This is a genomic window from Kluyvera sp. Awk 3 (genome assembly GCF_028069715.1).
In the GTDB taxonomy this organism is placed as follows: domain Bacteria; phylum Pseudomonadota; class Gammaproteobacteria; order Enterobacterales; family Enterobacteriaceae; genus Kluyvera; species Kluyvera georgiana_A.
Genome location: NZ_JANEWH010000088.1, coordinates 1 through 20,691, shown reverse-complemented (window position 1 = coordinate 20,691; position 20,691 = coordinate 1). Strand labels below are relative to the sequence as shown.

20 protein-coding genes are annotated in these 20,691 nt (G+C 54.5%); 7 read left to right on the top strand and 13 right to left on the bottom strand.

The genetic code is table 11. The annotated features are described in order from the left end of the window. Positions 1-15 precede the first annotated feature (15 nt). Positions 16-432, top strand: coding sequence for a GNAT family N-acetyltransferase (locus NNN71_RS16965; protein ID WP_223803644.1), 417 nt, complete (start codon positions 16-18; stop codon positions 430-432). A gap of 81 nt (positions 433-513) precedes the next feature. Here NNN71_RS16965 and NNN71_RS16960 read toward each other — a convergent pair whose 3' ends face one another. Next, a complete protein-coding gene (locus NNN71_RS16960) occupies positions 514-2,013 on the bottom strand; it encodes an MDR family MFS transporter (RefSeq protein ID WP_271458962.1) in 1,500 nt (499 codons plus the stop codon). Positions 2,014-2,104: 91 nt separating this feature from the next. Here NNN71_RS16960 and NNN71_RS16955 point away from each other — a divergent pair, with 91 nt between their 5' ends. Continuing rightward, positions 2,105-2,755, top strand: a complete 651-nt coding sequence (locus NNN71_RS16955; protein ID WP_167574718.1) for a TetR/AcrR family transcriptional regulator — start codon at positions 2,105-2,107, stop codon at positions 2,753-2,755. Between the two features lie 94 nt (positions 2,756-2,849). On the opposite strand, the gene NNN71_RS16950 is transcribed toward NNN71_RS16955, so the two are convergent. The 4 genes from NNN71_RS16950 to NNN71_RS16935 all read right to left on the bottom strand — a co-directional run bounded on the left by NNN71_RS16950 (position 2,850) and on the right by NNN71_RS16935 (position 9,345). Continuing rightward, the gene (locus tag NNN71_RS16950; protein ID WP_271458961.1) at positions 2,850-4,247 is read right to left on the bottom strand and encodes a glycoside hydrolase family 1 protein; all 1,398 of its coding nucleotides are present in this window, start codon (positions 4,245-4,247) and stop codon (positions 2,850-2,852) included. A 53-nt stretch (positions 4,248-4,300) separates the two neighbouring features. Then, on the bottom strand, positions 4,301-6,493 hold the full coding sequence (locus NNN71_RS16945; protein ID WP_271458960.1) for a CBM35 domain-containing protein: 2,193 nt from the start codon (positions 6,491-6,493) through the stop codon (positions 4,301-4,303). 11 nt (positions 6,494-6,504) lie between these two features. Beyond that, on the bottom strand, positions 6,505-7,839 hold the full coding sequence (locus NNN71_RS16940) for a maltoporin (protein ID WP_271458959.1): 1,335 nt from the start codon (positions 7,837-7,839) through the stop codon (positions 6,505-6,507). A gap of 246 nt (positions 7,840-8,085) precedes the next feature. Then, positions 8,086-9,345, bottom strand: coding sequence for a PTS sugar transporter subunit IIC (locus tag NNN71_RS16935; protein WP_167574722.1), 1,260 nt, complete (start codon positions 9,343-9,345; stop codon positions 8,086-8,088). 176 nt (positions 9,346-9,521) lie between these two features. Between NNN71_RS16935 and NNN71_RS16930 the strand changes: the two genes are divergently transcribed. The 4 genes from NNN71_RS16930 (at position 9,522) to NNN71_RS16915 (ending at position 12,559) form a co-directional block, all read left to right on the top strand. After that, positions 9,522-9,836, top strand: coding sequence for a PTS sugar transporter subunit IIB (locus tag NNN71_RS16930; RefSeq protein WP_167574723.1), 315 nt, complete (start codon positions 9,522-9,524; stop codon positions 9,834-9,836). Positions 9,837-9,846: 10 nt separating this feature from the next. Next, on the top strand, positions 9,847-11,172 hold the full coding sequence (locus tag NNN71_RS16925; protein WP_271458958.1) for a PTS sugar transporter subunit IIC: 1,326 nt from the start codon (positions 9,847-9,849) through the stop codon (positions 11,170-11,172). A gap of 22 nt (positions 11,173-11,194) precedes the next feature. Then, positions 11,195-11,500 (top strand): PTS N,N'-diacetylchitobiose transporter subunit IIA, encoded by a 306-nt coding sequence (chbA, locus tag NNN71_RS16920; protein WP_064540875.1) that lies wholly within the window; start codon positions 11,195-11,197, stop codon positions 11,498-11,500. 96 nt (positions 11,501-11,596) lie between these two features. Beyond that, positions 11,597-12,559: a LacI family DNA-binding transcriptional regulator gene (locus NNN71_RS16915; RefSeq protein WP_271458957.1), complete on the top strand. Its 963-nt coding sequence runs from the start codon at positions 11,597-11,599 to the stop codon at positions 12,557-12,559. 101 nt (positions 12,560-12,660) lie between these two features. Here the strand turns inward: NNN71_RS16915 and NNN71_RS16910 are convergent, their stop codons facing one another. After that, positions 12,661-12,918 (bottom strand): hypothetical protein, encoded by a 258-nt coding sequence (locus NNN71_RS16910; RefSeq protein WP_249022563.1) that lies wholly within the window; start codon positions 12,916-12,918, stop codon positions 12,661-12,663. A 167-nt stretch (positions 12,919-13,085) separates the two neighbouring features. Here NNN71_RS16910 and NNN71_RS16905 point away from each other — a divergent pair, with 167 nt between their 5' ends. Continuing rightward, positions 13,086-14,075: a lysozyme inhibitor LprI family protein gene (locus NNN71_RS16905; RefSeq protein WP_167574727.1), complete on the top strand. Its 990-nt coding sequence runs from the start codon at positions 13,086-13,088 to the stop codon at positions 14,073-14,075. Between the two features lie 55 nt (positions 14,076-14,130). On the opposite strand, the gene NNN71_RS16900 is transcribed toward NNN71_RS16905, so the two are convergent. The 7 genes from NNN71_RS16900 to NNN71_RS16870 are packed head-to-tail and all read right to left on the bottom strand — an operon-like array spanning position 14,131 to position 20,429. After that, on the bottom strand, positions 14,131-16,227 hold the full coding sequence (locus NNN71_RS16900; protein ID WP_167574728.1) for a flagellar biosynthesis protein FlhA: 2,097 nt from the start codon (positions 16,225-16,227) through the stop codon (positions 14,131-14,133). Then, entirely contained in the window at positions 16,214-17,347 is a 1,134-nt protein-coding gene (gene flhB, locus NNN71_RS16895; RefSeq protein ID WP_167574729.1) for a flagellar biosynthesis protein FlhB, read from the bottom strand. The genes NNN71_RS16900 and flhB overlap by 14 nt, the downstream gene beginning before the upstream one ends. After that, positions 17,347-18,120 (bottom strand): flagellar biosynthetic protein FliR, encoded by a 774-nt coding sequence (gene fliR / locus NNN71_RS16890; protein ID WP_271458956.1) that lies wholly within the window; start codon positions 18,118-18,120, stop codon positions 17,347-17,349. The genes flhB and fliR overlap by 1 nt, the downstream gene beginning before the upstream one ends. A 6-nt stretch (positions 18,121-18,126) precedes the next feature. After that, positions 18,127-18,399 (bottom strand): flagellar biosynthesis protein FliQ, encoded by a 273-nt coding sequence (gene fliQ, locus NNN71_RS16885; protein ID WP_167574731.1) that lies wholly within the window; start codon positions 18,397-18,399, stop codon positions 18,127-18,129. Between the two features lie 2 nt (positions 18,400-18,401). Beyond that, positions 18,402-19,157, bottom strand: coding sequence for a flagellar type III secretion system pore protein FliP (gene fliP / locus NNN71_RS16880; protein ID WP_167574732.1), 756 nt, complete (start codon positions 19,155-19,157; stop codon positions 18,402-18,404). Continuing rightward, positions 19,154-19,552 (bottom strand): flagellar motor switch protein FliN, encoded by a 399-nt coding sequence (gene fliN / locus NNN71_RS16875; protein ID WP_167574733.1) that lies wholly within the window; start codon positions 19,550-19,552, stop codon positions 19,154-19,156. Before fliN ends, fliP begins: the two co-directional genes overlap by 4 nt. Then, entirely contained in the window at positions 19,545-20,429 is an 885-nt protein-coding gene (locus tag NNN71_RS16870; protein ID WP_167574734.1) for a FliM/FliN family flagellar motor switch protein, read from the bottom strand. Before NNN71_RS16870 ends, fliN begins: the two co-directional genes overlap by 8 nt. Between the last annotated feature and the right edge of the window lie 262 nt (positions 20,430-20,691).

Genomic DNA, 20,691 nt, shown 5'->3' with positions numbered 1-20,691 from the left:
AAATAAGGAATAAATATGCCATTTGTTATTAAAGAAGTTATTACGCAGGAAGACAAAGAGGAATTGCTCACCGGGCTGCGGGCTTATAACCAGCAGTTTGTTGATACTTCCGGGTGGGGGGATATCTGCGTTTACCTGCGCGACGAGCAGGACGTGATGCGCGGCGGTCTGATTGGCCAGCGCAAAGGCGATTGGCTCAGCATCGACTATCTGTGGGTGTGTGAAACGACGCGCGGTGACGGGGTGGGCAGTGAGCTTATCAGACGTGCTGAGGCGCTTGCTCGGGAGAAAGGCTGTCTGCACGCGCTGGTCGACACCATCAGCTTCCAGGCGCTGCCGTTTTATCAGAAGCAGGGCTACCAGCTGGTGAAGACGCTGGAGGATTTCCCGCTGGCGGGGATGGCGCGTCACTATCTGACGAAGGCGCTGTAAGGGCTGCCGGATGGCGGCTACGCCTTATCCGGCCTACTCCGATCTGTAGGCCGGATAAGCGCAGCGCCATCCGGCACTGTTCTACGCGTGCCGCGTTTTCAGCGGCGCTTCTTTCAGCAGCCACGACAGCACAAACGCCACCACCATAATGCAGGCCGCCATGACGAATGCCGCATGGATCGCCGCGCCAAAAGCGGTGAGGTAGTCGGTACGAATCGCCGCGGGAAGCTGGTGAATCGCCACCGGGTTCATCCCTTGCGGGATGGCAGCGCCTTCCGGCAACAGGCTCATCAACCGTGATTGCAGTACCGAAGTAAACACCGCGCCAAACAGCGCCACGCCGATGGAACCGCCGATAGAGCGGAACAGCGTAACCCCGGAGGTCGCCACGCCGTACAGATTGGCGCTGACCGTATTTTGTACCGCCAGCACCAGTACCTGCATTACCAGCCCCAACCCCATCCCCAGCACGCCGGTAAACAGATACAGCTGCCAGGTGGGCGAGGTAATGGTAATGCGCGTCAACAGCACCATCCCGATGCAGCCCATCAGGGTACCGATGATAGGGTAGATGCGGTACTTACCGGTGCGGCTGATGGCCCGGCCGCTGATAATCGAGGTCAACAACAGCCCGCCCATTAGCGGAATCAACTGTAAGCCAGCCTCCGTTGGCGTGGCGCTTTTCACCACCTGCAAATAGAGCGGCAGGAAGGTGACTGAGCCGAACAGCGACATACCGATGATAAAACCGATCAGGCTGCACAGCAGGAAGCTGCGGTTGCGGAACAGCGAAAGCGGGATAATCGGCTCAAACGCCAGCCGCTCTTCATAGATGAACCCGGCGATACCCACCAGACCAAAGGCCAGAATGCACCACAGCTGTGGGTCGCTCCACTCGCGCACCGTACCGCCTTCGGTGGTGAACAAAATAATACACACCAGCGCCAGGGTCAGGTAAATCGCCCCCAGCCAGTCAATCTGATGCTGGCTGCGTTTGTTGCTGGCATGGAATACCGCGCCGATGACAAACAGCGCAAAGAGCCCCAACGGCAGGTTGATGTAGAAAATCCAGCGCCAGGAGGCGTGCTGGACGATAAAGCCGCCGATCAGCGGGCCAATCACCGTCGCCAGACCAAATACTCCGCCGAATAACCCCTGGTAGCGGCCACGTTCGGCGGGAGGAATCACATCGGCCACCGCCGCCATGCTGATCACCATCAGCCCGCCGCCGCCAAGCCCTTGCAGCGCCCGCATCAGCACCAGTTGGGTCATATTCTGCGCCAGACCGCACAGCGCTGAGCCGGCGAGGAACAGCAGAATCGAGATTTGCAGTACCCGTTTGCGGCCAAACAGATCGCCGAATTTGCCGTACAGCGGCACCACGATGGTGGAGGTGAGGATATAGGCCGTCACGACCCACGAGAGCTTGTCGAGTCCGCCCAGCTCGCCGACAATGGTCGGTAGCGCGGTCGAGACGATGGTCTGGTCGAGTGCGGAGAGCAGCATCACCAGCAGCAGCGCGCTGAACAGCAGACGAATTGAGGTCACGCCAGCCTGCTGCGGCTGCGCGTTTGTCGTCATATCGGACGCCATCATGTCCTCACTTGAAATTAATTAAATGCATAATTAATATTTATTGAAGATCGTTAAGAGGTCAAGGGATCCCGTTTCTATGCCAGCACAAAAAGATAACCTTAAACCGCGTAGACCGGGTCGTCCGCGCGGCAGCAAGCCCGATGCCGACAAGCGTGAACAGCTGATAGATATTGCTTTGCAGCTGTTTTCCCAGCAAGGCGTTGCGCGCACATCACTGAATGCGATCGCCCGCGAAGCGGGGGTCACGCCAGCGATGCTGCACTACTACTTTAATTCACGAGAGCAATTGCTGGATGTGATGATCGAAGAGCGATTTTTACCGCTGCGTGCCGAAATTGGCGGTGTGTTTGGCGATTATCCTGACGAACCGGTGCAAGCGTTGACAGAAATGGTCAAGAAACTGGCGACACTTGCAGCGCAGTACGAGTGGTTCGCCCCGCTGTGGATGCAGGAAGTGATCGGCGAGATGCCGGTATTGCGCCAGCATCTTCACGCGCGTTTTGGCGATGAGAAGTATCAGGCGACGTTAGCGATGGTGAAACGCTGGCAGGAGGAAGGAAAGGTCAATCCGCATCTTTCGGCGGAACTGCTGTTTACCACCCTGTTAAGCCTGGTGCTGGTGCCCTTTTCCCGGATGCGTAAAGACGAGCGGCTGGCGATGCTGACGCCGGAGATGATTGTCGGCAACGCGCTGGCGGTGCTGTTGCAGGGGATTGGCCCGGTATAGCGTAGGCCCGATAAGCGTAGCGCCATCGGGCACGGTGCGGCACATTGCCGGATGGCGGCGTAAACGCCTTATCCGGCCTACCGGGTAAACGGCGTTATTCGAGGGTAAACTGGTTACTCTCCGCCAGCGCCTTAAACCATAGCCCGTTGCGCTTAATCTGCCGTTCGCCGGTTTCAAGGTCGAGGCGGTAGAACCCGTAGCGGCGTTTAAACGAGTTGAGCCACGACCAGTTGTCGATAAACGTCCACTGATGTACGCCGAAACAGTTTGCGCCGTCGGCGATGGCGCGGTGTAGCTGCACCAGATGCTCTTCCATCAGACCAATACGGAAACCATCGTCAATCACACCATCCGCTTGTACCGGGCCTTCGGATTGCAGATCCATCGCGATGCCAATTTCGGCGAGATACCACTTAATATTGCCGTAATTGTCGCGAATATTGCTGGCAATGTCGTAGATCGCCTGCGGATGAATTTCGTTGTTGTCGCGGTACGGATTAAAGCGGCCGTTCGGGTCGACGTAGTTTTCGAAGTAGTACTCCGGTGTGAAGTAGTCGAGGGTGTACGGTGTTTCGCGCGCCTGCACGCGGCGCGGCACGTAGTAGTTCACGCCGAGGAAGTCGATCCGCGAGTCGGTAATCAGCGAGACCTCTTCTTTGGTGGTTTCCGGCAGACAGTTATGCACCGCCAGCAGCTCGCACAGCTCTTTCGGGAACTGGTGCTTCACCAGCGGGTCGAGGAAGCTACGGTTAAACAGCAGGTCGGCGTACCACGCCGCTTTTTTATCTTCCGCTGAGTCGTTGCGGGTATAGGACGGCGTCAGGTTGAGTACCACGCCAATCTCGCCCGCCAGCGCCTGCTCACGATAGCACTGCACCGCTTTGGCATGCGCCAGCATGATGTTAAACGCCACCTGCGCGGCCAGCTTGCCGTCTTTTTTGCACGGATAGTGGAAGTCATACAGATAGCCGCCTTCCACCGGCACAATCGGCTCATTGAAGGTTATCCAGTATTTGATTTTATGGCCGAACAGACGAAACGCCGTGGCGGCAAAACGGGCGAACAGATCGGTCACGTGTTTTGACTCGAAGCCGCCGTAGCGATTTTGCAAATCTTCCGGCATATCAAAATGGTAGAGGTTAACCATCGGTTCGATGCCGTTAGCGATCATTTCGTCGAAATAGTCGTTGTAGAAGCGGACGGCCTCGGCGTTCGGCTCGCCGGTTTCCAGATCGTCGATCAGCCGCGACCACTGAATAGAGGTACGAAATGAGTTAAAGCCGATGTGCTTCATCAGGGCGACATCTTCTTTGTAACGGTGCAGCGTATTGCAGACCGTCTCAGGGCCGATTCCCCGGTAAAAGCGCTCCGGCTGCGCGGCGTGCCAGCTGTCCCAGATGGAACGGTGAGGTTTACCCTCTGCGCCTTCGGTTTGCGGGCCCGAGGCGGCGGCGCCCCAGAGGAAATGGTTTGGAAACGCGTACGTGGTCATTTAATCTCCTGAATAAAAACAAAAAACTGCGCCGTTAGCGGCGCAGCAAAGCACTACTCTGCATTCACCTGAATGGACTTGATAAAGATATAGCCCCAGTCACCGGCGTATTTCCCCACGCTGATGGTGTTTTCACCCTGCTTGAGATAGACCGGAATCGTCATCCGCTGGCCGTGCTCGTCAGTTTGCGGAAATTCAATCTGGATAGGTTTATCGCCGTTAATCTGCACCGAGTTCTTCTTTCCACCCCACTTGGCATTGAAATCGAGGTGAAGTAGGTAATTGCCGTCCCACGGTGCCGCAATCTTCCAGCTCGCTTTATCGCCATCATTGGCAAACGGTCCCAGGAAACCATCTTCGCCGGTTGCCAGTTCATTGTCCGCGCTCTTGATCACCGTTTTCTGGCTTTGCTCCAGACCCTGTAACTGACTGTCAAAGTGGCAGAAATCGGCGGGTACTTTCGCGGTGGCCTCGGTGACGTTGACGGTCAACGTTTTGCTGCTTTCCAATAGGCCATCGTCGGCAGTGAAGGTCAGCTGGTAGGTACCGGGTGTTGGGAACCAGGCGCGGGTTGAGGCCTTGTTGGCATCGCAAAAATGCGCCTGTTTTTTGCCCGTACTGGTCCACTTTTCGCGCACTTTTCGTGACGGCAGATTGTCGTCCTGCCACCGCGCATTGAGGCTAAGTCCGCTGTGTTGTGCGGCGGTGGCCGTTTCCTCAAGCGTAATGACCGGCGCCTTGTTTTTCTGCGTATGGGTGACGCTGATAACGTTAGACGGTGCCGATTGCCCGGTTTCATTTTTAGCAATGACGCGGTAGAAGTAAGTTTTGCCCAGCGTCAACGACGTGTAGTCGTCGCGGAAGAGATCCATCGTTTCCGGATTCCACTCCTGCACACCGTCGGAAATATTATGTCCTACGACTTGCCACGGGCCGTCTTTCGACTCCGCACGTTCAACGTCGTAACTGCGACCAACAGCGGCACCCATCCAGTTGATGGCGAACGGCGAAGTGGTTTCACGTAGTTTTGGCGCATCCGGTATGGGGAGCGGGGCCATTTGTTCCTGTCCCGCGATCTGTGCAGCCGCTTTGCGAACCAGGTTGACGATCTCCGTTTCCTGATTGGCATCCCCTTCCGGGAAGCCCGGCAGATGGTAGCTGTAGTGGCCGGTGTACTCTTTATGCCAATAGAAACCGCCGTCGTGACGGTGCCCACGGAAACCCCAGATGAACCCCCCTGCGGCTTTTGCGCCGTTAACGTCAGTATGAACGATCGACTGCATGATGCTGTTCAACGCGTTGCTATCAAGCAACCCGAACTCACCCACCAGGTACACTTTCTTACCGCCGATAGCCTCCAGATCCTTTTTCACCTGTTCCGGGTGATTGTTTCCGGCATTGGTGTAGTAATGGTTGCTGACGATATCCACGTTGGGATCGTTCACGGAGAAGTCGTTGATTTTTTTATAGGTACCGTCAACCACCAGTTGGTGTGGAGCCATTTTCTTAATCCACGCCGCCGTCTGCTTCAGGAATTCCGCATTTGTGTCTTCCAGTTCATTACCGGTCTCCCAGGCCATAATGGCTTTTTCCTCGGAGTAGGCACGCCCGGTAAGCGTGTTCGTGCGGGTGATCACCTGGCGAATGACATCCAGATACGCTTGGTAGGTTTTACTGCGCGTGTTGTAAAAATCTTCAGGTTTTTCATGGTAAAAAGCCGCAAGTTGTTCGCGACCACCCCACCACCACCAGTGATCGATAAACGGCAGAATCAGGCGCAGGCCCTGTTTATCGGCTTCGGCAATCATGTTGTCGTAAACCACCATCGCCTTTTCGTTCAGACGCGGCATGCCGCCTGGCGTAGCGGGAGCCAGGATATGCGTTTCTCGTTCACAGGCTTCGTCGTTCTCCTGTTGCACTGAAAGCACATAGACGCGCTGGGCCCTGGCTCCGGTTTGCACGATGGCTTTAATCCAGTTTTCTTGTTCTTCCGGCGTGGGCCATTTGAAATATTGACCCCATCCGCGCGGATCGGCTTTACAGACGCCGCGCGCATCGTTTTCAATCCGATGCAGTTCAGGGGCGTGGATCCCAGCGAAGCGAAATTCCTGGTTACCGTCCATCAGCTGTGCGCCCTGGCGGGTAATGAAGTTATCGAAGTGAGAAGGTTCCGCCGCGAGCGCACCAGCGCTGGTCAGTGCTGCCAGTACGGCGAGGAACAGGGATTTTTTTGCGACTCGTTTCATGGCTTCTCTCCTTAGAACCAGACTTCTGCCTGTACGCCAAAGTTGACCGTATCGGTGTCACCGCTGCGGCTGTAGCCACCGGCGTCGATGGTGTTGGTGCCCCAGTTGTAGTTGCCGTCGAGGGCATCAGAGACGCCTTTATCCCATTTGGCGTAAGTGACGAAGAAGCGCAGTTGCGGGCGGCTCCAGAAGCCAGAGTCGAAGGTCAGCGTCGGTGCTACGGTGACTTTCGTCAGCCCGCCCTTGCCTTTGCCATTAACCCCTTTGTAGTTATCGTCATCGAGGTATTCGTAGCCCAGCTCATACTGCATGGCGAAGTTTTTGGTGATCTGATGATAAGGACGGATACCCGCAACCCAGCTGGTGCGGCCCCAGCCGTTATCGTCGCTGCTCCACCAACGGTAGTTTTTGTCTTTCTGGAAGTAGGCGAAGGTCGAAATGTCGATATCGCCCATTGAGGCCATGCTGTCGAGCACGATGCGCCAGGACTGAGTATCCTCAAGGTTTGCCCAGCCCCAGCCGTTTTTACCCAGCGAATCGCCAGCCGCAAGGCCGCGGCCATACTGCATGACCAGTTTGGAATAGCCGCCCGTCAGGCCCCAAAAGCCGTCAAAATTATATACACCGGTCACACCGTAGCCTTTCTCTGCGGAGGTGGGGTGGTTTTCGTTGCGGTTCATGCGATGGCCGATCAGTTCCAGATCCAGCCCGGTACCGGCGATCTTTTTCAACCACAGGTTAAGCGAGTAGTCATCCGGGTAGCCCTGATCGCCTTTGTCGACCGGATAGGCTTTGGTTTCATCAGTGGGGGAGAAGGCGTAAACCCCTGCGTCAAAGCGGGCGAAGCCCAGATCCATGTTATCGAAGCCACCGCCGGTGCCGTTGTACTGAATGTACTCCCAGTCAAACTGGTGGCTGGAGGTGTTGGAACTGCTGTAACGCTTACCGCCCCAGAAGGTCATCTCTGGGGCAAAGTCGAGATTGGTGAGTTCGGCGTAGGCCTCGCGGAACTGTACGTCGTGCCCGTCATCATCTTGACAGTTCCAGTCCGAGGTACATTTGCTTTGGTGGGTGATGTTGGCCTGAACTTTCGCCACAGCGCCGGAATCGGATTTCAGTGTGACGGTAGGAATAAGCTCGATTTTGGTGTCTTCTTCGTTGCCCAGGCGCCATTTACCGTCTGGCATCAACCCGACGGAATCTACGCGGTTGCCGTCCGAGTTCGCCAGGATCCCTGAGCGCATGTAGCCATGGAGCTGGAAGTCATATTTTTCGGCGTGGGCCAGGCCGCTTGTGGCAGCGCTGATAAGTATAGCCAGAGGTATCAATCGGTTAAGTTGTTTCATCTTTCACTTTTCCCTTTTATTTTTTGTACGCAATAGCGCTTTTGTTAATGCGATGGGAAATTTACGGATCAAAAATGGAAAAGTACATCCACATACGGAAAGCGCTTTCCACAATTGCCGGATCAAATCACAGATCCAGAGATTGTTCACTTGAAAGCGTGATGTAGATCGACTTTTTATCCGAAGGAGATAAAAAAACCAGCGCCGGTATGGCGCTGGCAAGAAAAAAACTGTGAAGGGAATCGATTAGCGGGCTTCAGATTCCGCTAATTGCCGCTCGTAGACTTTGAAGAATGGGCGATAGATCATCCAGGCATTGAAGAAGGCGAACAGGCACATGAACATGTTTTTCCAGCTTCCGTTTGCCGTCCATGCAGCACCCAGTGGCGCAGGCATAGACCAGGGGAGCATCGCCACGGCGCGGTCAAGCACGCCGAGGTGTGTGAGATACCATGCAATGCAGGCGTTAATCATGGGAACGGCAATAAAAGGTATTAAGAATAATGGGTTAAGTATAATTGGGAAACCAAAGAGTATCGGTTCGTTGATGTTAAAGAGTGAGGGGATCAGGCCAATTTTGCCCACACTTTTTAGCTGCCGGGACCGGCTACGCAGCGCCATAAAAACCAACGGGAGCGTAGAACCAATCCCTCCGATCAGCAGGTAGAAATCCCAGAATCCTTGCAGGTAAATATGGGGCAGCGGCGTGATGTTGTTTGCTAATGCCTGCTGATTTTCAAAGAGATAGGTCATCCAGAATGGATTCATGATGCCGGTAATAATCAGCGCGCCATGAATGCCAATAAACCAAAGCAAATTGCAGATAAGCAGGGATATCAGTAAGGCCGTTAGCGTATCGGAAGCAATGATAAGCGGCCGCAGCGCTTCGCTGATTAATTCAGGCAGGATCATCCCGGTGTGTAGCTTCAATCCGGCATTGACGACCGTTATCGAAAGCATAATCACCAGCAGCGGCGCCAGCAGCTGAAAGCCGTTACGGGTCATGATCGGTACTTCGTCGGGTAGACGAATACACCAGCCTTTTCGGTAAAAAATTCGGATGATTTCAACAGAATAAAAGCTTGAAACTAAAGCACTAAATATCCCCATCCCGCCAAGGAAAAGATTGCTTCCTCCGTTTTCTTTGAAGCCAATAAACACCAGAAAGGCCAGGCACCCCGTCAGCCCGGAAAGACGTTCGGGTAGCTGATACTGCTTACCTAAGCTGGCGCTGGCGCCGAAGGCGATGATCAGTGCGATGAGGCCGATCGTCAGCTCAAAGGTCGGTAGCAGCATAGGGCGAATTGCCTGATACCACGCGCCGTTGATGGTAAACGGCGGAAAAATGAACGGCACCATCAGGCTGCCAACGATGACGAACGGCATGGCCAACGCAAAACTGTCGCGCATGGCGGTGATGTGCTGGCTGCGGGTCAGAAGATTAGCAAAAGGCGTAACGCGCTGCTCAATCAGCGTCACAGCAACATTCATAAACTGAATGTTCATGGCGAACCTTATATCGGACGGAGGAGCCTGGATCATCGCCTACATCCCAACAAAGTGAAAGCCTGCAACCGGTGATCGTGCTCACATTTAACGGATTCACATTCGGAAAGCGCTTTCCGTTTTGTTTCCTCCTGATTATAGTCCGCTCATCGTTACTACTCAGTCAGGAGTGTTCCATGAAGAAAATTATGCTGTGTTGTTCCGCTGGGATGTCCACCAGTCTGCTGGTGAAAAAGATGGTGGAAGAGGCGCAAAAACGCGGTCTGGAGGTCGATATCAAAGCGTTTGGCGTCGCCGAATTTGAACAGCAGGTGGGCCACTATCAGGTGGTGCTGTTGGGGCCGCAGGTCAAATACATGCAGAAAGATTTGCAGCAGAAAGCCAGCGCTTACGGCATCAAGGTCGAGCCGATCAACATGATGGACTACGGCATGCAAAAAGGCGGCGCGGTGTTGGATTTTGCCCTGTCCTTAATTGATAACAATAACTAAGGGATAAAGCATGAGCTCTCTGTACGCTAAATTAATCAGCGTGATAGAACAGAAAATCACGCCAATGGCTGGAGCAATTGGCCAGCAAAAATACGTTACTTCTATTCGCGACGGTTTTATCCTCGCGCTGCCATTTATGATCGTCGGCTCCTTCATGCTGGTGTTTATCTTTCCACCGTTTTCGCCGGATACCAGTTGGAGCTTTGCGCGAGCATGGCTGCAGTTCTCCCTGGACCACCGCGAAAGCCTGATGCTGCCGTTTAACTTCAGTATGGGCATCATGACGTTGTTTATCTCCGTCGGGGTGGCGGCAAGCCTGGCGCGTCATCATGAACTGGACCCGCTGACGTCCGGCATGCTGTCGCTGATGGGCTTTTTGTTGGTGGCCGCGCCGCTGAAGGATGGGCAGATATCTGTCGCTTACTTCTCCGGTCAGGGTATTTTTACCGCGCTGCTGGTGGCGATTTACACCACCGAGCTGTACGCCTTCCTGCGCCGTCACAACATCACCATTCGTCTGCCACCGGAAGTCCCAACCGGCGTGGCGCGTTCGTTTGAAATCCTGATCCCCGTTCTGGCGGTAGCGCTGATGCTGCATCCGCTGAATCTGCTTATTGAAGCGCAACTGGGGATGATTATTCCGGAAGCGATCATGTCGCTGGTTAAACCGCTGGTTGCAGCATCTGATACGCTGCCAGCCATTTTGCTGTCAGTCATGGTGTGCCAGATTCTGTGGTTTGCCGGGATTCACGGCGCGCTGATTGTGACCGGCATTATGAACCCGTTCTGGATGGCAAACCTGTCGGTTAACCAGGCCGCAATGGCTGCCGGCACTGCGATTCCCCACATCTACGTTCAGGGATTCTGGGATCACTATTTGTTGATTGGCGGGGTGGGTTCCACCCTTCCGCTGGCGATTTTGCTGATGCGCAGCAAGGCGGTACACCTGCGGACGATTGGTCGTATGGGCGTGGTGCCAGGGCTGTTTAATATCAACGAACCGATCCTGTTCGGTGCGCCAATTATTATGAACCCGCTGTTCTTTATTCCGTTTGTGCTGATACCGATGGTCAATGCCACGCTGGCTTACTTTGCCCTCGACTTCGGCCTCGTTTCCCGCGTGGTGTCGATGACGCCGTGGACCACGCCAGCGCCTATCGGCGCATCGTGGGCGGCAAACTGGTCATTCAGCCCGATCATTATGTGCCTGATCTGTATGGTGACTGCCGCCGTCATGTACTACCCGTTCCTGAAGGCGTACGAGAAACAGCTGCTGTCGCAGGAAACCGGCGACGCCGGGGCCGAAAGCCGCGTTGGGCAATCTGAGACCGCGTAATGTGTTGTATTGAGAGGATGTTATGGATTTAGAAGAACAAGTGATGGGGATTATTATCAACGCCGGTCAATCGCGTAGCCTGTGCTACGAAGCGTTGAACAGCGCCAAAACCGGCGATTTCGCCGACGCCGATGAGAAGATGGAGCAGGCGCAGCATTATGCGCGTGAAGCGCATCGGGTGCAGACTCAGCTGATTGAAGCCGATGAAGGCGAGGGGAAAACCAAAATGACGCTGGTGATGGTGCACGCTCAGGATCATCTAATGACCTCAATCCTTGCGAAAGAGCTGGTGGGTGAGTTGATTGAGCTTTATCGCACTCGCCATTAAACCCCATACTCCCCGGCGCCTCTGCGACGGGGAGTTGGCGAATACCTGTACGTATTTATGTTACTATAGGGAGAAAACCGTAATACAGACGACACCATGCCTACTATTGATGATGTTTCAAAGTTAGCCAACGTTTCCCGTGCCACCGTTTCGCGCGTGTTGACGGGGACGCGTGGCGTTCGTGAAGAGAGCCGTGAGGCCGTATTACGTGCGGTAGAAGAGCTAAACTACCGCCCAAGCTTTGCGGCGCAGAATCTGGCGAGCAACACCTCCAGCTACGTCGGTATGGTGCTGCCCGCGTATGAAGCGGAGTTTAGCGCGACGCTATTACCGCAGCTGTCGCAGGCGGTTAAATCGCTGAATAAATCGCTAATGATTCAGTACGTTAACGACGCCGCTGAACAGCAGGCTGCGGTGGAAAGCCTGCAACATCAGTGTGTTGCCGTGGTAACGTTGGGCCGTAACAGCGGTGATGTGGCCAGCAATGTCATCGCATTTGATGAGTTCTCCGCAAAAGGCAGCGCCAGCCAGGGCTATAACTACGCTTTTGCCACCGAAAGCGCCTGTCGCTACGTGCTGGGTAAAGGGCACCGTAATATTGCGCTGTTGTTAGACAATGAAAACGACGTCGCCAGTAAGCAGGTGCTCGACGGCTACCGTAGCGTGCTGCAAAATTTCTCCCTGCCGTTTAATCGGCAACTGCTGGTGATGGCCAATAATAATATCGAACAGGCACTGCTGACGCTGATCAATAGCTTCACGAAATACACGGCGATTATCGCCAAGCGTGATTGCTACGCCGCTGAAGCGATGCGCCTGTTGCGTGAATTCAATATTGCGATCCCGCAGGAAGTGTCGCTGGTTAGTCTGGAAGACTCTCCGCTGGCATCGCTGGTCTATCCGCCGCTGACCTGCATTTCCTATCCCGTCGAACAACTGTTGGATCATTGCGTGCAGCGTATTCGCGCGTTAATTGACGGCCATTCCCTGTTTATGCCCGAAGGGCGCGTATTCACCGGGCGTCTGGTGGCACGGTCTTCGGTTGCCGATATTAGTTAATATGATCGATACGCGGTGAAGGGCTTATTTTCACCGCGTAAAGAATATTGAGTTACAGAAATAAAGCTAAAATATCTAATAAGTGAAACGTTAGTTAAATATTAGTTCTCCATCAGTTCCGTTACATCATATTCAATTAATGCCCATGCTACCGATTTACCCTGGTAATAGGGCATAACGTCGCCTCTACGTAGGCTGACGACGGCGGAAAGCGTGGGGTCGGAAAGTTTCCAGTTGCCTGCTTGTGGAGAGTACTGGCCGCTGTGACGCAGGATACCAAGCGGTTTGCGTTCGGTGTTTTCCGTTGAAGAGTAAGAAGAAAGTACCGAGAGCGTGTAATTACTACTGTCTATCTTCATAACGTGATAATCCAAAAAAGAACACACGTAATAAACAAGCGACAGCTTATTGCTACAACTTAAGCATGGATTAATTATTTGAACGGTGAATAATTCATGCTGTTTTATTGCAATAAAAGTTTGTTTTCGCCAGAATAAGCGCTCTCTCTGGTTAAAAAGTATCCTAAATGATTAAGCGCCTGATTAATTTACTCATTCTTATTACGGCATGTTCCGCCTCCAGCGCTTTTGCGGTGAACTGCCAGCGCGCCTCAACGCCGCTGGAAAATACCATCTGTAATAACGATAACCTGAGCTGGCTGGATAACACGATGTCGAGCGTTTACCGCGCGATGCTGGTGTATCGTGATGCGCGTCAGGTGCATCAGGAGTATGAGGCCTGGGAGAAATCTCTGGAAAGCTGTGCATCGGACAGTTGTATTGAGCGCGCTTACTATTCCGGGATCAGCAAAATTGCCGAAGCGCAGCCGGGCTTTGCGTGGGAAGGCCGTTGGTGGAACACCAGCGCGGCGAATATGAGCGGCGGGGTGATCCAATTCAGCCATAGCGCGGACTGGTCAATTACCGCCGATATTCGTATCTGGGCCGGACAGAATAAGGATGAATTTACCGCTGAAGCCCGCAAGATTAACGGCATGGTGCTGATCGACGATATGGTCGATAGCAAAAAGTGCAAAGTGTTGTTTATCCCGCGTAAAAGCGGGGCGATTCAGGCCTACAGCAATGCCGACTGGGGCTGCCGCCTGTCAATGCCTAACGGCGCGTTTATCGATGGGCGTTACCTGAAGTCAGAGCAGGATCCACGACCAAAGGCGACGCTGCTATCGCTGGAGATTTTCACCGATCCTAAAATGGATGAACGCTTCCGCACGTTGGTTGGCGACGACTATCAAAAGTTCGTCGATACAGCGAATATCTATATCTATCATGAAGATATAGATAATATCGGCGCTACGGCAGTGTCAATGTGGGTGCGCGGTGCGGCCAATACCCGTACGGCTATCATCATGTACACGGCCAGCAATATTTGGGCGGCGCGGGTTGAGCCGGATGATAAAGGGAAGCTGGCGTTCTCGTACTTCAGCACCCAGGGTAACAATCTGGCCAAAATGCCGCGCACGATAGCGGAATGGAAGCTGCGCTACCTCGATCAGTAAGTTTCGGTCCGTTCCCTCTCCCGTAAAAAGGGAGAGGGGCATCTCAGGCGGCAGGTTACGCCAGCGTTCCCACCACGTTCAGGTCGGCGTCGTCCGGCACTTCATTGTACGACAGCACGTGCAGCCCGCTGGCAAACAGGCGGCCATAACGTGAAATTACCGGGCGCAGCTGCGGCGTGACCAGAAGCAGCGGCGGCAAACTCTTCGCTTTCATCTGCTCGTAAATCATCGGCATCGTATTTTGCAGCTGGGTCAGAATGTTCGGGTCAACCGGGAAGCTGTCCAGCGCCACCTTGCCGGCCTGCTGTGCCTGATTCAGCGCGCCGAGCAGCATATTCTCCAGCTGATTATCCATGGTGTAGGCTGCCAGCTGCGGGCGATCGCCGTTAATGTTATGCACGATGGCGCGGCGCAGGGCGTAGCGTACATCCGCGGTGAGCAGCACCGGATCTTTGGTCACCGCCGCGCTTTCGAGCAGCGTTGAAGCGATGGTGACGATATCTTTCAGCGACACCTGTTCCAGCAACAGCTGGCGATAAATGCGCAGCAGCTGGCTGTAGTTGAGCGCGGCGTTTAAATCCTCCGCCAGTTTCGGCGCCTGCTGCGCCAGACGGGCATGCAGATGGGTGATATCGTCGTAGTTAAACAGCTCCGGCAGATGCTCGCGGGCGACCTTGTTGACGTGCGTCGCCACCACGCTGGCGCAGTCGACGACCTGATAGCCGAGGTTCAGCGCTTTGGCTTTCTGTTCCGGGTCAATCCACACTATCGCCATGCCGTAGGCCGGGTCGGTATCCAGCACGCCGTCGATTTCGCCGTACAGTTCGGTGCCGGGTATGGCCATCAGCTTCTCGGCGTTCACTTCGCCCAGCGCGGTGCGGATACCGTTGATGTGAATGGCGTACTGCGCGGGCTTGAGGCGGAAGTTCTCGCGAATGCGAATTTCCGGCAGCAGCACGCCGCACAGTTCAGAGATCACCTGCCGCACCCCACGCACGCGGAGCGACAGCGGGCTGCCCTTCGACTCATCCACCATGGTGACCAGCTTGTAGCCAAGGTTCAGGCCAATCGGCTCGACCAGCGGAATGCTGTCCCAGGTAATCGCCGGGTTGGTATCGGGGGCCAATGCTTCACTGATGGCCTCCATGTCCGTCTCTTGTGGCGCGGGCTGCACCACCTTGCTCTGCCGCCAGGCGGCGAACACCAGCAGGGCGGTAAAGCTCAGGAAGGCGATGTGCGGCATACCTGGCACAACGGCCAGAATGAACATCACGAATGCCGCGGTGTACAGCACCTTTGGCTTGGAGAGCAGCTGTGTTTTGATTTCGTCGCTGACGTCGTTACCTTCGCTGACGCGGGTCACGATGATCGCCGCGGCGGTCGCCAGCAGCAGGGACGGAATCTGGGCGACCAGACCGTCACCGATGGTCAGCAGAACGTACTGACGGAACGCGTGGCTGGCATCAAGATCGTATTTGAAGATACCGATACAGATACCGCCGATCACGTTAATGATCAGTACCATAATCCCGGCAACGGCATCGCCGCGGACAAACTTGGACGCCCCGTCCATCGCGCCATAGAAGTCGGCTTCTTTCGCCACTTCCTGACGGCGGCTTCGCGCCTGCTGCTGGTTGATAAGCCCGGCATTCAGGTCGGCGTCGATCGCCATCTGTTTACCCGGCAGCGCATCCAGCGTAAAGCGTGCGGAAACCTCGGAGATACGCTCGGCACCCTTGGTGACGACCACAAAGTTGATGATCATCAGGATGATAAACACCACGAAGCCGACGACGAAGTCGCCGCCAATCACCACCTGGCCAAAGGCTTCAATCACCTTACCGGCCGCGCCTTCCCCCTGATGGCCATTCAGCAACACCACGCGGGTCGACGCCACGTTCAGCGTCAGACGCATTAACGTGGTGATTAACAGCAGCGTCGGGAAGATAGCAAAGTCCAGCGGACGCTGCATATTCACCGCGACCAGCAGTACGATGACCGCCAGCACAATGTTGAATGTAAACAGGATATCCAGCATCAGCGGTGACAGCGGTAGGATGACCATCGCCAGTACGCAGAGAAGCAGGATAGGTACGGCAATCTGCGCCTTGCGGAGCATGCCGAACATGTTTTGCATCTTACTGTTCGCCATTGGCTTTTAATACCTCTTGAGGAATGTCTATGTGCCTGTTCAGGCGGGGTTTTTGCTCAGCACGACCTTCGCGCCAGGACTTCAGCTGCATCACATAGGTCAGCACGTGAGCGATGGCGCGGAACAGCTGCGCCGGAATCTGTTGGTTAACGCGAGTGGTGTAGTACACCGCGCGCGCCAGCGGCGGAAACTCCACCACTTCTACCTTATGAGTGGCGCCCACCTCACGTATCCACAGCGCCACGTCGTCAATGCCTTTGGCGACGATGTACGGCGCTTCCGCCTTCTGCGGGTCGTATTTCAGCGCCACGGCGTAGTGGGTTGGGTTCGTGATAATCACGTCCGCTTCGGGCACGGTGCGCGAGATTTGCCCCATCGCCATCTGGCGCTGCAGCTGGCGGATGCGGCCTTTGATCTGCGGGTTACCGTCGTTGTTTTTGTACTCTTCCTTCACTTCCTGCTTGGTCATGCGCATCTTTTTGGTGAACATGAATTTGCTCAACGGCACATCAAGCAGGGCAAAAATCACGATAACGGCGATGAAATAGCTGACAACGTGATGAAAAATGCCAAAACCCTGGCCGATGGCCTGATACAGATACAACCGTTGGAGATGCAGCAGGCTATCCATCTGGTCATGCACCATCGTGTAGACAACGGCGAGTATCGTCGCGCATTTCAGCATCATCTTGCCCACTTCCGTGTAGTGGCTGGCGGAAAACATACGTTTAACGCCGCTGATGGGACTGAGCTTTTTAAAATCGGGTTTGAGCTTCGACGGGGTAAAAATCCAGCCGCCCGGCACCAGGCTGGCGATGATGCAGGCCAGCGGAATGGGGATCAGCGTGGCGATAAAGCGCAGCAGCACCCACAGATTCAGCAGCAGAAACTGGTTGAGGACGTTCGGGTTATCGAGGTCCTTCGCCATGGTGCCGACGGCGGCAAACGACTCGCCGATCAACAAACGGTAGTACGGCAGGAAGGTCGCCAGGGTGAAGAATGAGGCCAGCAGGCCTACCGCCATGGTTAAATCTTTTGAACGGGGAATATCCCCTTTTTGCCGCGCTTTGCGCAGCTTCCCGGCTGTGGGTTTTTCGCTTTTATCTCCGCTGGAGGCCATTACTGCACCCTTATGGCGTCGAGTTTCGCCAGAATTTCGTTAGTCAGGTTGAGATAGTGGTCAGGAATGTTGGTGACCAGCATCGAAATACACAGCAGGCCAAACAGCATGCTGATGGGGAAGCCAAGCGAAAACAGGTTTAGCGTCGGCGAAACACGGTTGAGCAGGCCGAAGCCGCCCTGCACAATCAGCATGACGAAGGTCGTCGGAAGCGCAATCAGCGTCGCCGAGGCCATAATCCAGCCTAACCCCTGAGCGATAAGCGTCAGCGTCGGCTGGTTGATGGCCTGACCGATGGGCCAGTAGCTGAAGCCTTTAAACAGGATGGTCACCAGCAGCAGGTGGCCGTCCATAATGAAAAACAGCAGGGCGCAGAAAACGTAGATAATCTGCGAAATCACCGTGGTAGAGCTGCCGTTAACCGGGTCGTTCATCATCGCCATCCCCAGCCCCATATTCATCGACAGAATATGCCCCGCCGTTTGTAGCGCGACAAACACCAGCTGCAGCGCCATGCCGAAGAAGAATCCCCACAGCAGCTGTTCGCCAATCAGCACGATGGCGCGCAGTGAAACCAGTTCGTGAAGCACCACGTTGTTGGGCAGCATCGGGGTGATGATGATGGTTAACGCCAGCGCGGTGCCGATTTTGATGCGCCGTGAGAAGACGCGGTTATCGATCACCGGAGCGAACTGTAAAAAGGCGAGGATGCGAAAGAAGGGCAGCACCAGGGCCATGATTGGCGTCCACAGCGCCTGAATATCGATTCCCATAATGGTTTAACCCACCAGCGCCGCCGCCTGATGGAAAATCTGGACGGTAAAATCGACCAGCTGCGTCAGCATCCACTTCCCGGCGAAAATCAGGACCCCGAGCGTGACGACCAGACGCGGCAGGAAGCTGAGGGTCTGTTCGTTAATCTGGGTGGTGGCCTGGAAAATACTCACGCACAGGCCGACCAGCAGGCTGGGGACAATCGCCACGGCGGAAATCAGCAGGACGAGGTGAATGCCGGAGGCCATGATGTCACCGGCGGTGTCCATGTTCATCATCGCTACAGTCCTTGCACGCTGGCGGTTAGGGTGCCGACAATCAGCGTCCAGCCGTCGCACAGCACGAACAGCATCAGCTTAAACGGCAGAGAGACGATCAGCGGCGACAGCATCATCATCCCCATTGCCATCAGAATACTGGCGACAATCAGGTCGATGACCAGGAACGGGATGTAAATCATAAAGCCTATCTGGAAGGCGGTTTTTAGCTCGCTGAGCAGATATGCCGGGGTGACGATGGTCAGATCCTGCTCGCGGGCGTCGCCTTCAATGCCGGCGATGGTCATGATTTGCGCCATCGCTTTATTGTTGGTCTGCGCCAGCATGTATTTTTTCAGCGGCGCTTCAGCATTCACCAGCGCCTGCTTGAGGGTGATCTGGTCGTTCTGGAAGGGCTCAATCGCGTCGTTATACACGGTGGTCCATACCGGTCGCATCACCAGCAGAGTGAGCGCCAGCGCGATGCCGGTGAGGATTTTGTTTGGCGGACTCTGCTGTAACCCAAGCGCCTGGCGCAGAATCGCCAGCACGATGATAAAGCGGGTAAAGCAGGTCATCATCAGCACCATGATCGGCAGCAGGCCGAGCAGGGTCATCAGGATCAGGATTTCAATTTTGACGTTGTAATCCTGGCCCGCGCCGTTAGCGGTCGTGCTAAAGAGCGTGATGTCGCCGTTCGCCGCCAGAACGGGCTGGGCGAACAGCAAACCAATGAGCAGCAGCAGCGGGACGCAGCCACGGTATAACGCGCGGTTCATCGGGTCAGCTCACCCAGTTCTTTGGCATTAAATTCGATGATGCGCAGGCCATATTTATCATTAAGCACCACGACTTCGGCCTTGCCGAACGCGATACCATTGACCTTAATATCCAGCGGTTCACCCGCCATTTTGTCCAGCTCAATCACCGAGTCGCAGTTCACTGCCATCAGTTCAGCCAGCGAGATGTTCACCGAGGACACTTCCAGCGTCAGGGTCACCGGAATACGGCTGAACAGCGCCATGCGGCGCACGTCGGTCAGTGGCGCATTACGCGTCTCCGGCTGTAAATCGAGGCGGATATTCCCCTCAATGGTTTCATCATGGGTCATGTCGCTGAGGTTCAGGTCGTCCAGATCCAGAGACTGGCTCAGCTCTTGTTGTAAATCACTCATAAGGCTTCTCGGTTGTCTTGTCGTGGATATCGCATAAGAAAAGCTTGCTGCGATCTTCGGCAATAGTGGCTTCAAAAATCTGTTCTTTACCGATAAACACCGGTAAAGGGTCATTGATCGCGATCGGTATGATGTCGCCTGGTTTGATGTCAGCGATTTGAGCGACGGTCAGGTTCAGGCTGGCCAGACGGCCATCCAGCTTCAGCGGCAGACTATCGAACAGGCGTTCGATCTGCGCGGGGCTCAGGCTGACGCTCTTTTCCACGCCGCTGGTGCTGTGATCCGGAGAGCGTAGCGCCGCCAGCATCTGGTCAATGTGTGGATTGTCCAGCAGGATGGTAAAGCTACCGTGGCTGTAACCTTCCAGGGTGAAAGTGATGCACCAGGCCCACTGGTTAATGACCGTGGAATAATCGACTTTAATTTCCAGGTCTTCGCCAAATGTCTCTTTGCAAATAACCAGCGAGGTCAGTTCCTGACCCAGTTTGCTTTTGAGGCGTTCTTCCGTTTTGGTGATCGGGAGTGACTCATCCGGTTCAATATGGCTGCTGTCTTTACTCAGCCCGTAATAATCATGGAGGATGTTTAGTAATAATATACGATCGATCACAAACGCAATATTCCCATAACGTGTTGAGAATATTTGCGCATTTTTATAATTCTGGTCGATCGCGAAAGTCATCGATTCTAACGCGGCGTTAACCCGAAGCTTCTTCAGAAAATAAATACTCAGGCGCGCGTCAAGAATGTCAAAGCTATCGTTCATTACCTTAGGTAGCTTATGCCATGGGCGACCGAGTTTGCTGACATCCAGTTTTACCAGCTCAGGAAGATTATCCTGCTGATGGATTCTGATTCGCTGTGAAGCAGGGTACATGATTATTCCGGTTTGATAACGTGTCCTGGTGAGACAATAAGGCGCCGTTAACGATTATCGATAACGGTCGCGAAAATTTTTCCTGGAAGCATTTGAGTTTTTAAGATGTTGTGACGCTTTAGGTCAACATCGAAGGTTCGTCGTCAGACGATGACTCAACTGCCTTTTATTCAGGGTGCAAATTAGACCTTTCTGAATCATTTATTGCAAGTGGATAGCGGTTATTAATCCATTATTTTTCCGCATGTTGCTTGATTAATAA

Coding starts and splice junctions, on each gene's coding strand:
- NNN71_RS16965 (WP_223803644.1), top strand. CDS start 16: ATGCCATTTGTTATTAAAGAAGTTATTACGCAGGAAGACAAAGAGGAA.
- NNN71_RS16960 (WP_271458962.1), bottom strand. CDS start 2,013: ATGACGACAAACGCGCAGCCGCAGCAGGCTGGCGTGACCTCAATTCGT.
- NNN71_RS16955 (WP_167574718.1), top strand. CDS start 2,105: ATGCCAGCACAAAAAGATAACCTTAAACCGCGTAGACCGGGTCGTCCG.
- NNN71_RS16950 (WP_271458961.1), bottom strand. CDS start 4,247: ATGACCACGTACGCGTTTCCAAACCATTTCCTCTGGGGCGCCGCCGCC.
- NNN71_RS16945 (WP_271458960.1), bottom strand. CDS start 6,493: ATGAAACGAGTCGCAAAAAAATCCCTGTTCCTCGCCGTACTGGCAGCA.
- NNN71_RS16940 (WP_271458959.1), bottom strand. CDS start 7,839: ATGAAACAACTTAACCGATTGATACCTCTGGCTATACTTATCAGCGCT.
- NNN71_RS16935 (WP_167574722.1), bottom strand. CDS start 9,345: ATGAACATTCAGTTTATGAATGTTGCTGTGACGCTGATTGAGCAGCGC.
- NNN71_RS16930 (WP_167574723.1), top strand. CDS start 9,522: ATGAAGAAAATTATGCTGTGTTGTTCCGCTGGGATGTCCACCAGTCTG.
- NNN71_RS16925 (WP_271458958.1), top strand. CDS start 9,847: ATGAGCTCTCTGTACGCTAAATTAATCAGCGTGATAGAACAGAAAATC.
- chbA (WP_064540875.1), top strand. CDS start 11,195: ATGGATTTAGAAGAACAAGTGATGGGGATTATTATCAACGCCGGTCAA.
- NNN71_RS16915 (WP_271458957.1), top strand. CDS start 11,597: ATGCCTACTATTGATGATGTTTCAAAGTTAGCCAACGTTTCCCGTGCC.
- NNN71_RS16910 (WP_249022563.1), bottom strand. CDS start 12,918: ATGAAGATAGACAGTAGTAATTACACGCTCTCGGTACTTTCTTCTTAC.
- NNN71_RS16905 (WP_167574727.1), top strand. CDS start 13,086: ATGATTAAGCGCCTGATTAATTTACTCATTCTTATTACGGCATGTTCC.
- NNN71_RS16900 (WP_167574728.1), bottom strand. CDS start 16,227: ATGGCGAACAGTAAGATGCAAAACATGTTCGGCATGCTCCGCAAGGCG.
- flhB (WP_167574729.1), bottom strand. CDS start 17,347: ATGGCCTCCAGCGGAGATAAAAGCGAAAAACCCACAGCCGGGAAGCTG.
- fliR (WP_271458956.1), bottom strand. CDS start 18,120: ATGGGAATCGATATTCAGGCGCTGTGGACGCCAATCATGGCCCTGGTG.
- fliQ (WP_167574731.1), bottom strand. CDS start 18,399: ATGATGAACATGGACACCGCCGGTGACATCATGGCCTCCGGCATTCAC.
- fliP (WP_167574732.1), bottom strand. CDS start 19,157: ATGAACCGCGCGTTATACCGTGGCTGCGTCCCGCTGCTGCTGCTCATT.
- fliN (WP_167574733.1), bottom strand. CDS start 19,552: ATGAGTGATTTACAACAAGAGCTGAGCCAGTCTCTGGATCTGGACGAC.
- NNN71_RS16870 (WP_167574734.1), bottom strand. CDS start 20,429: ATGTACCCTGCTTCACAGCGAATCAGAATCCATCAGCAGGATAATCTT.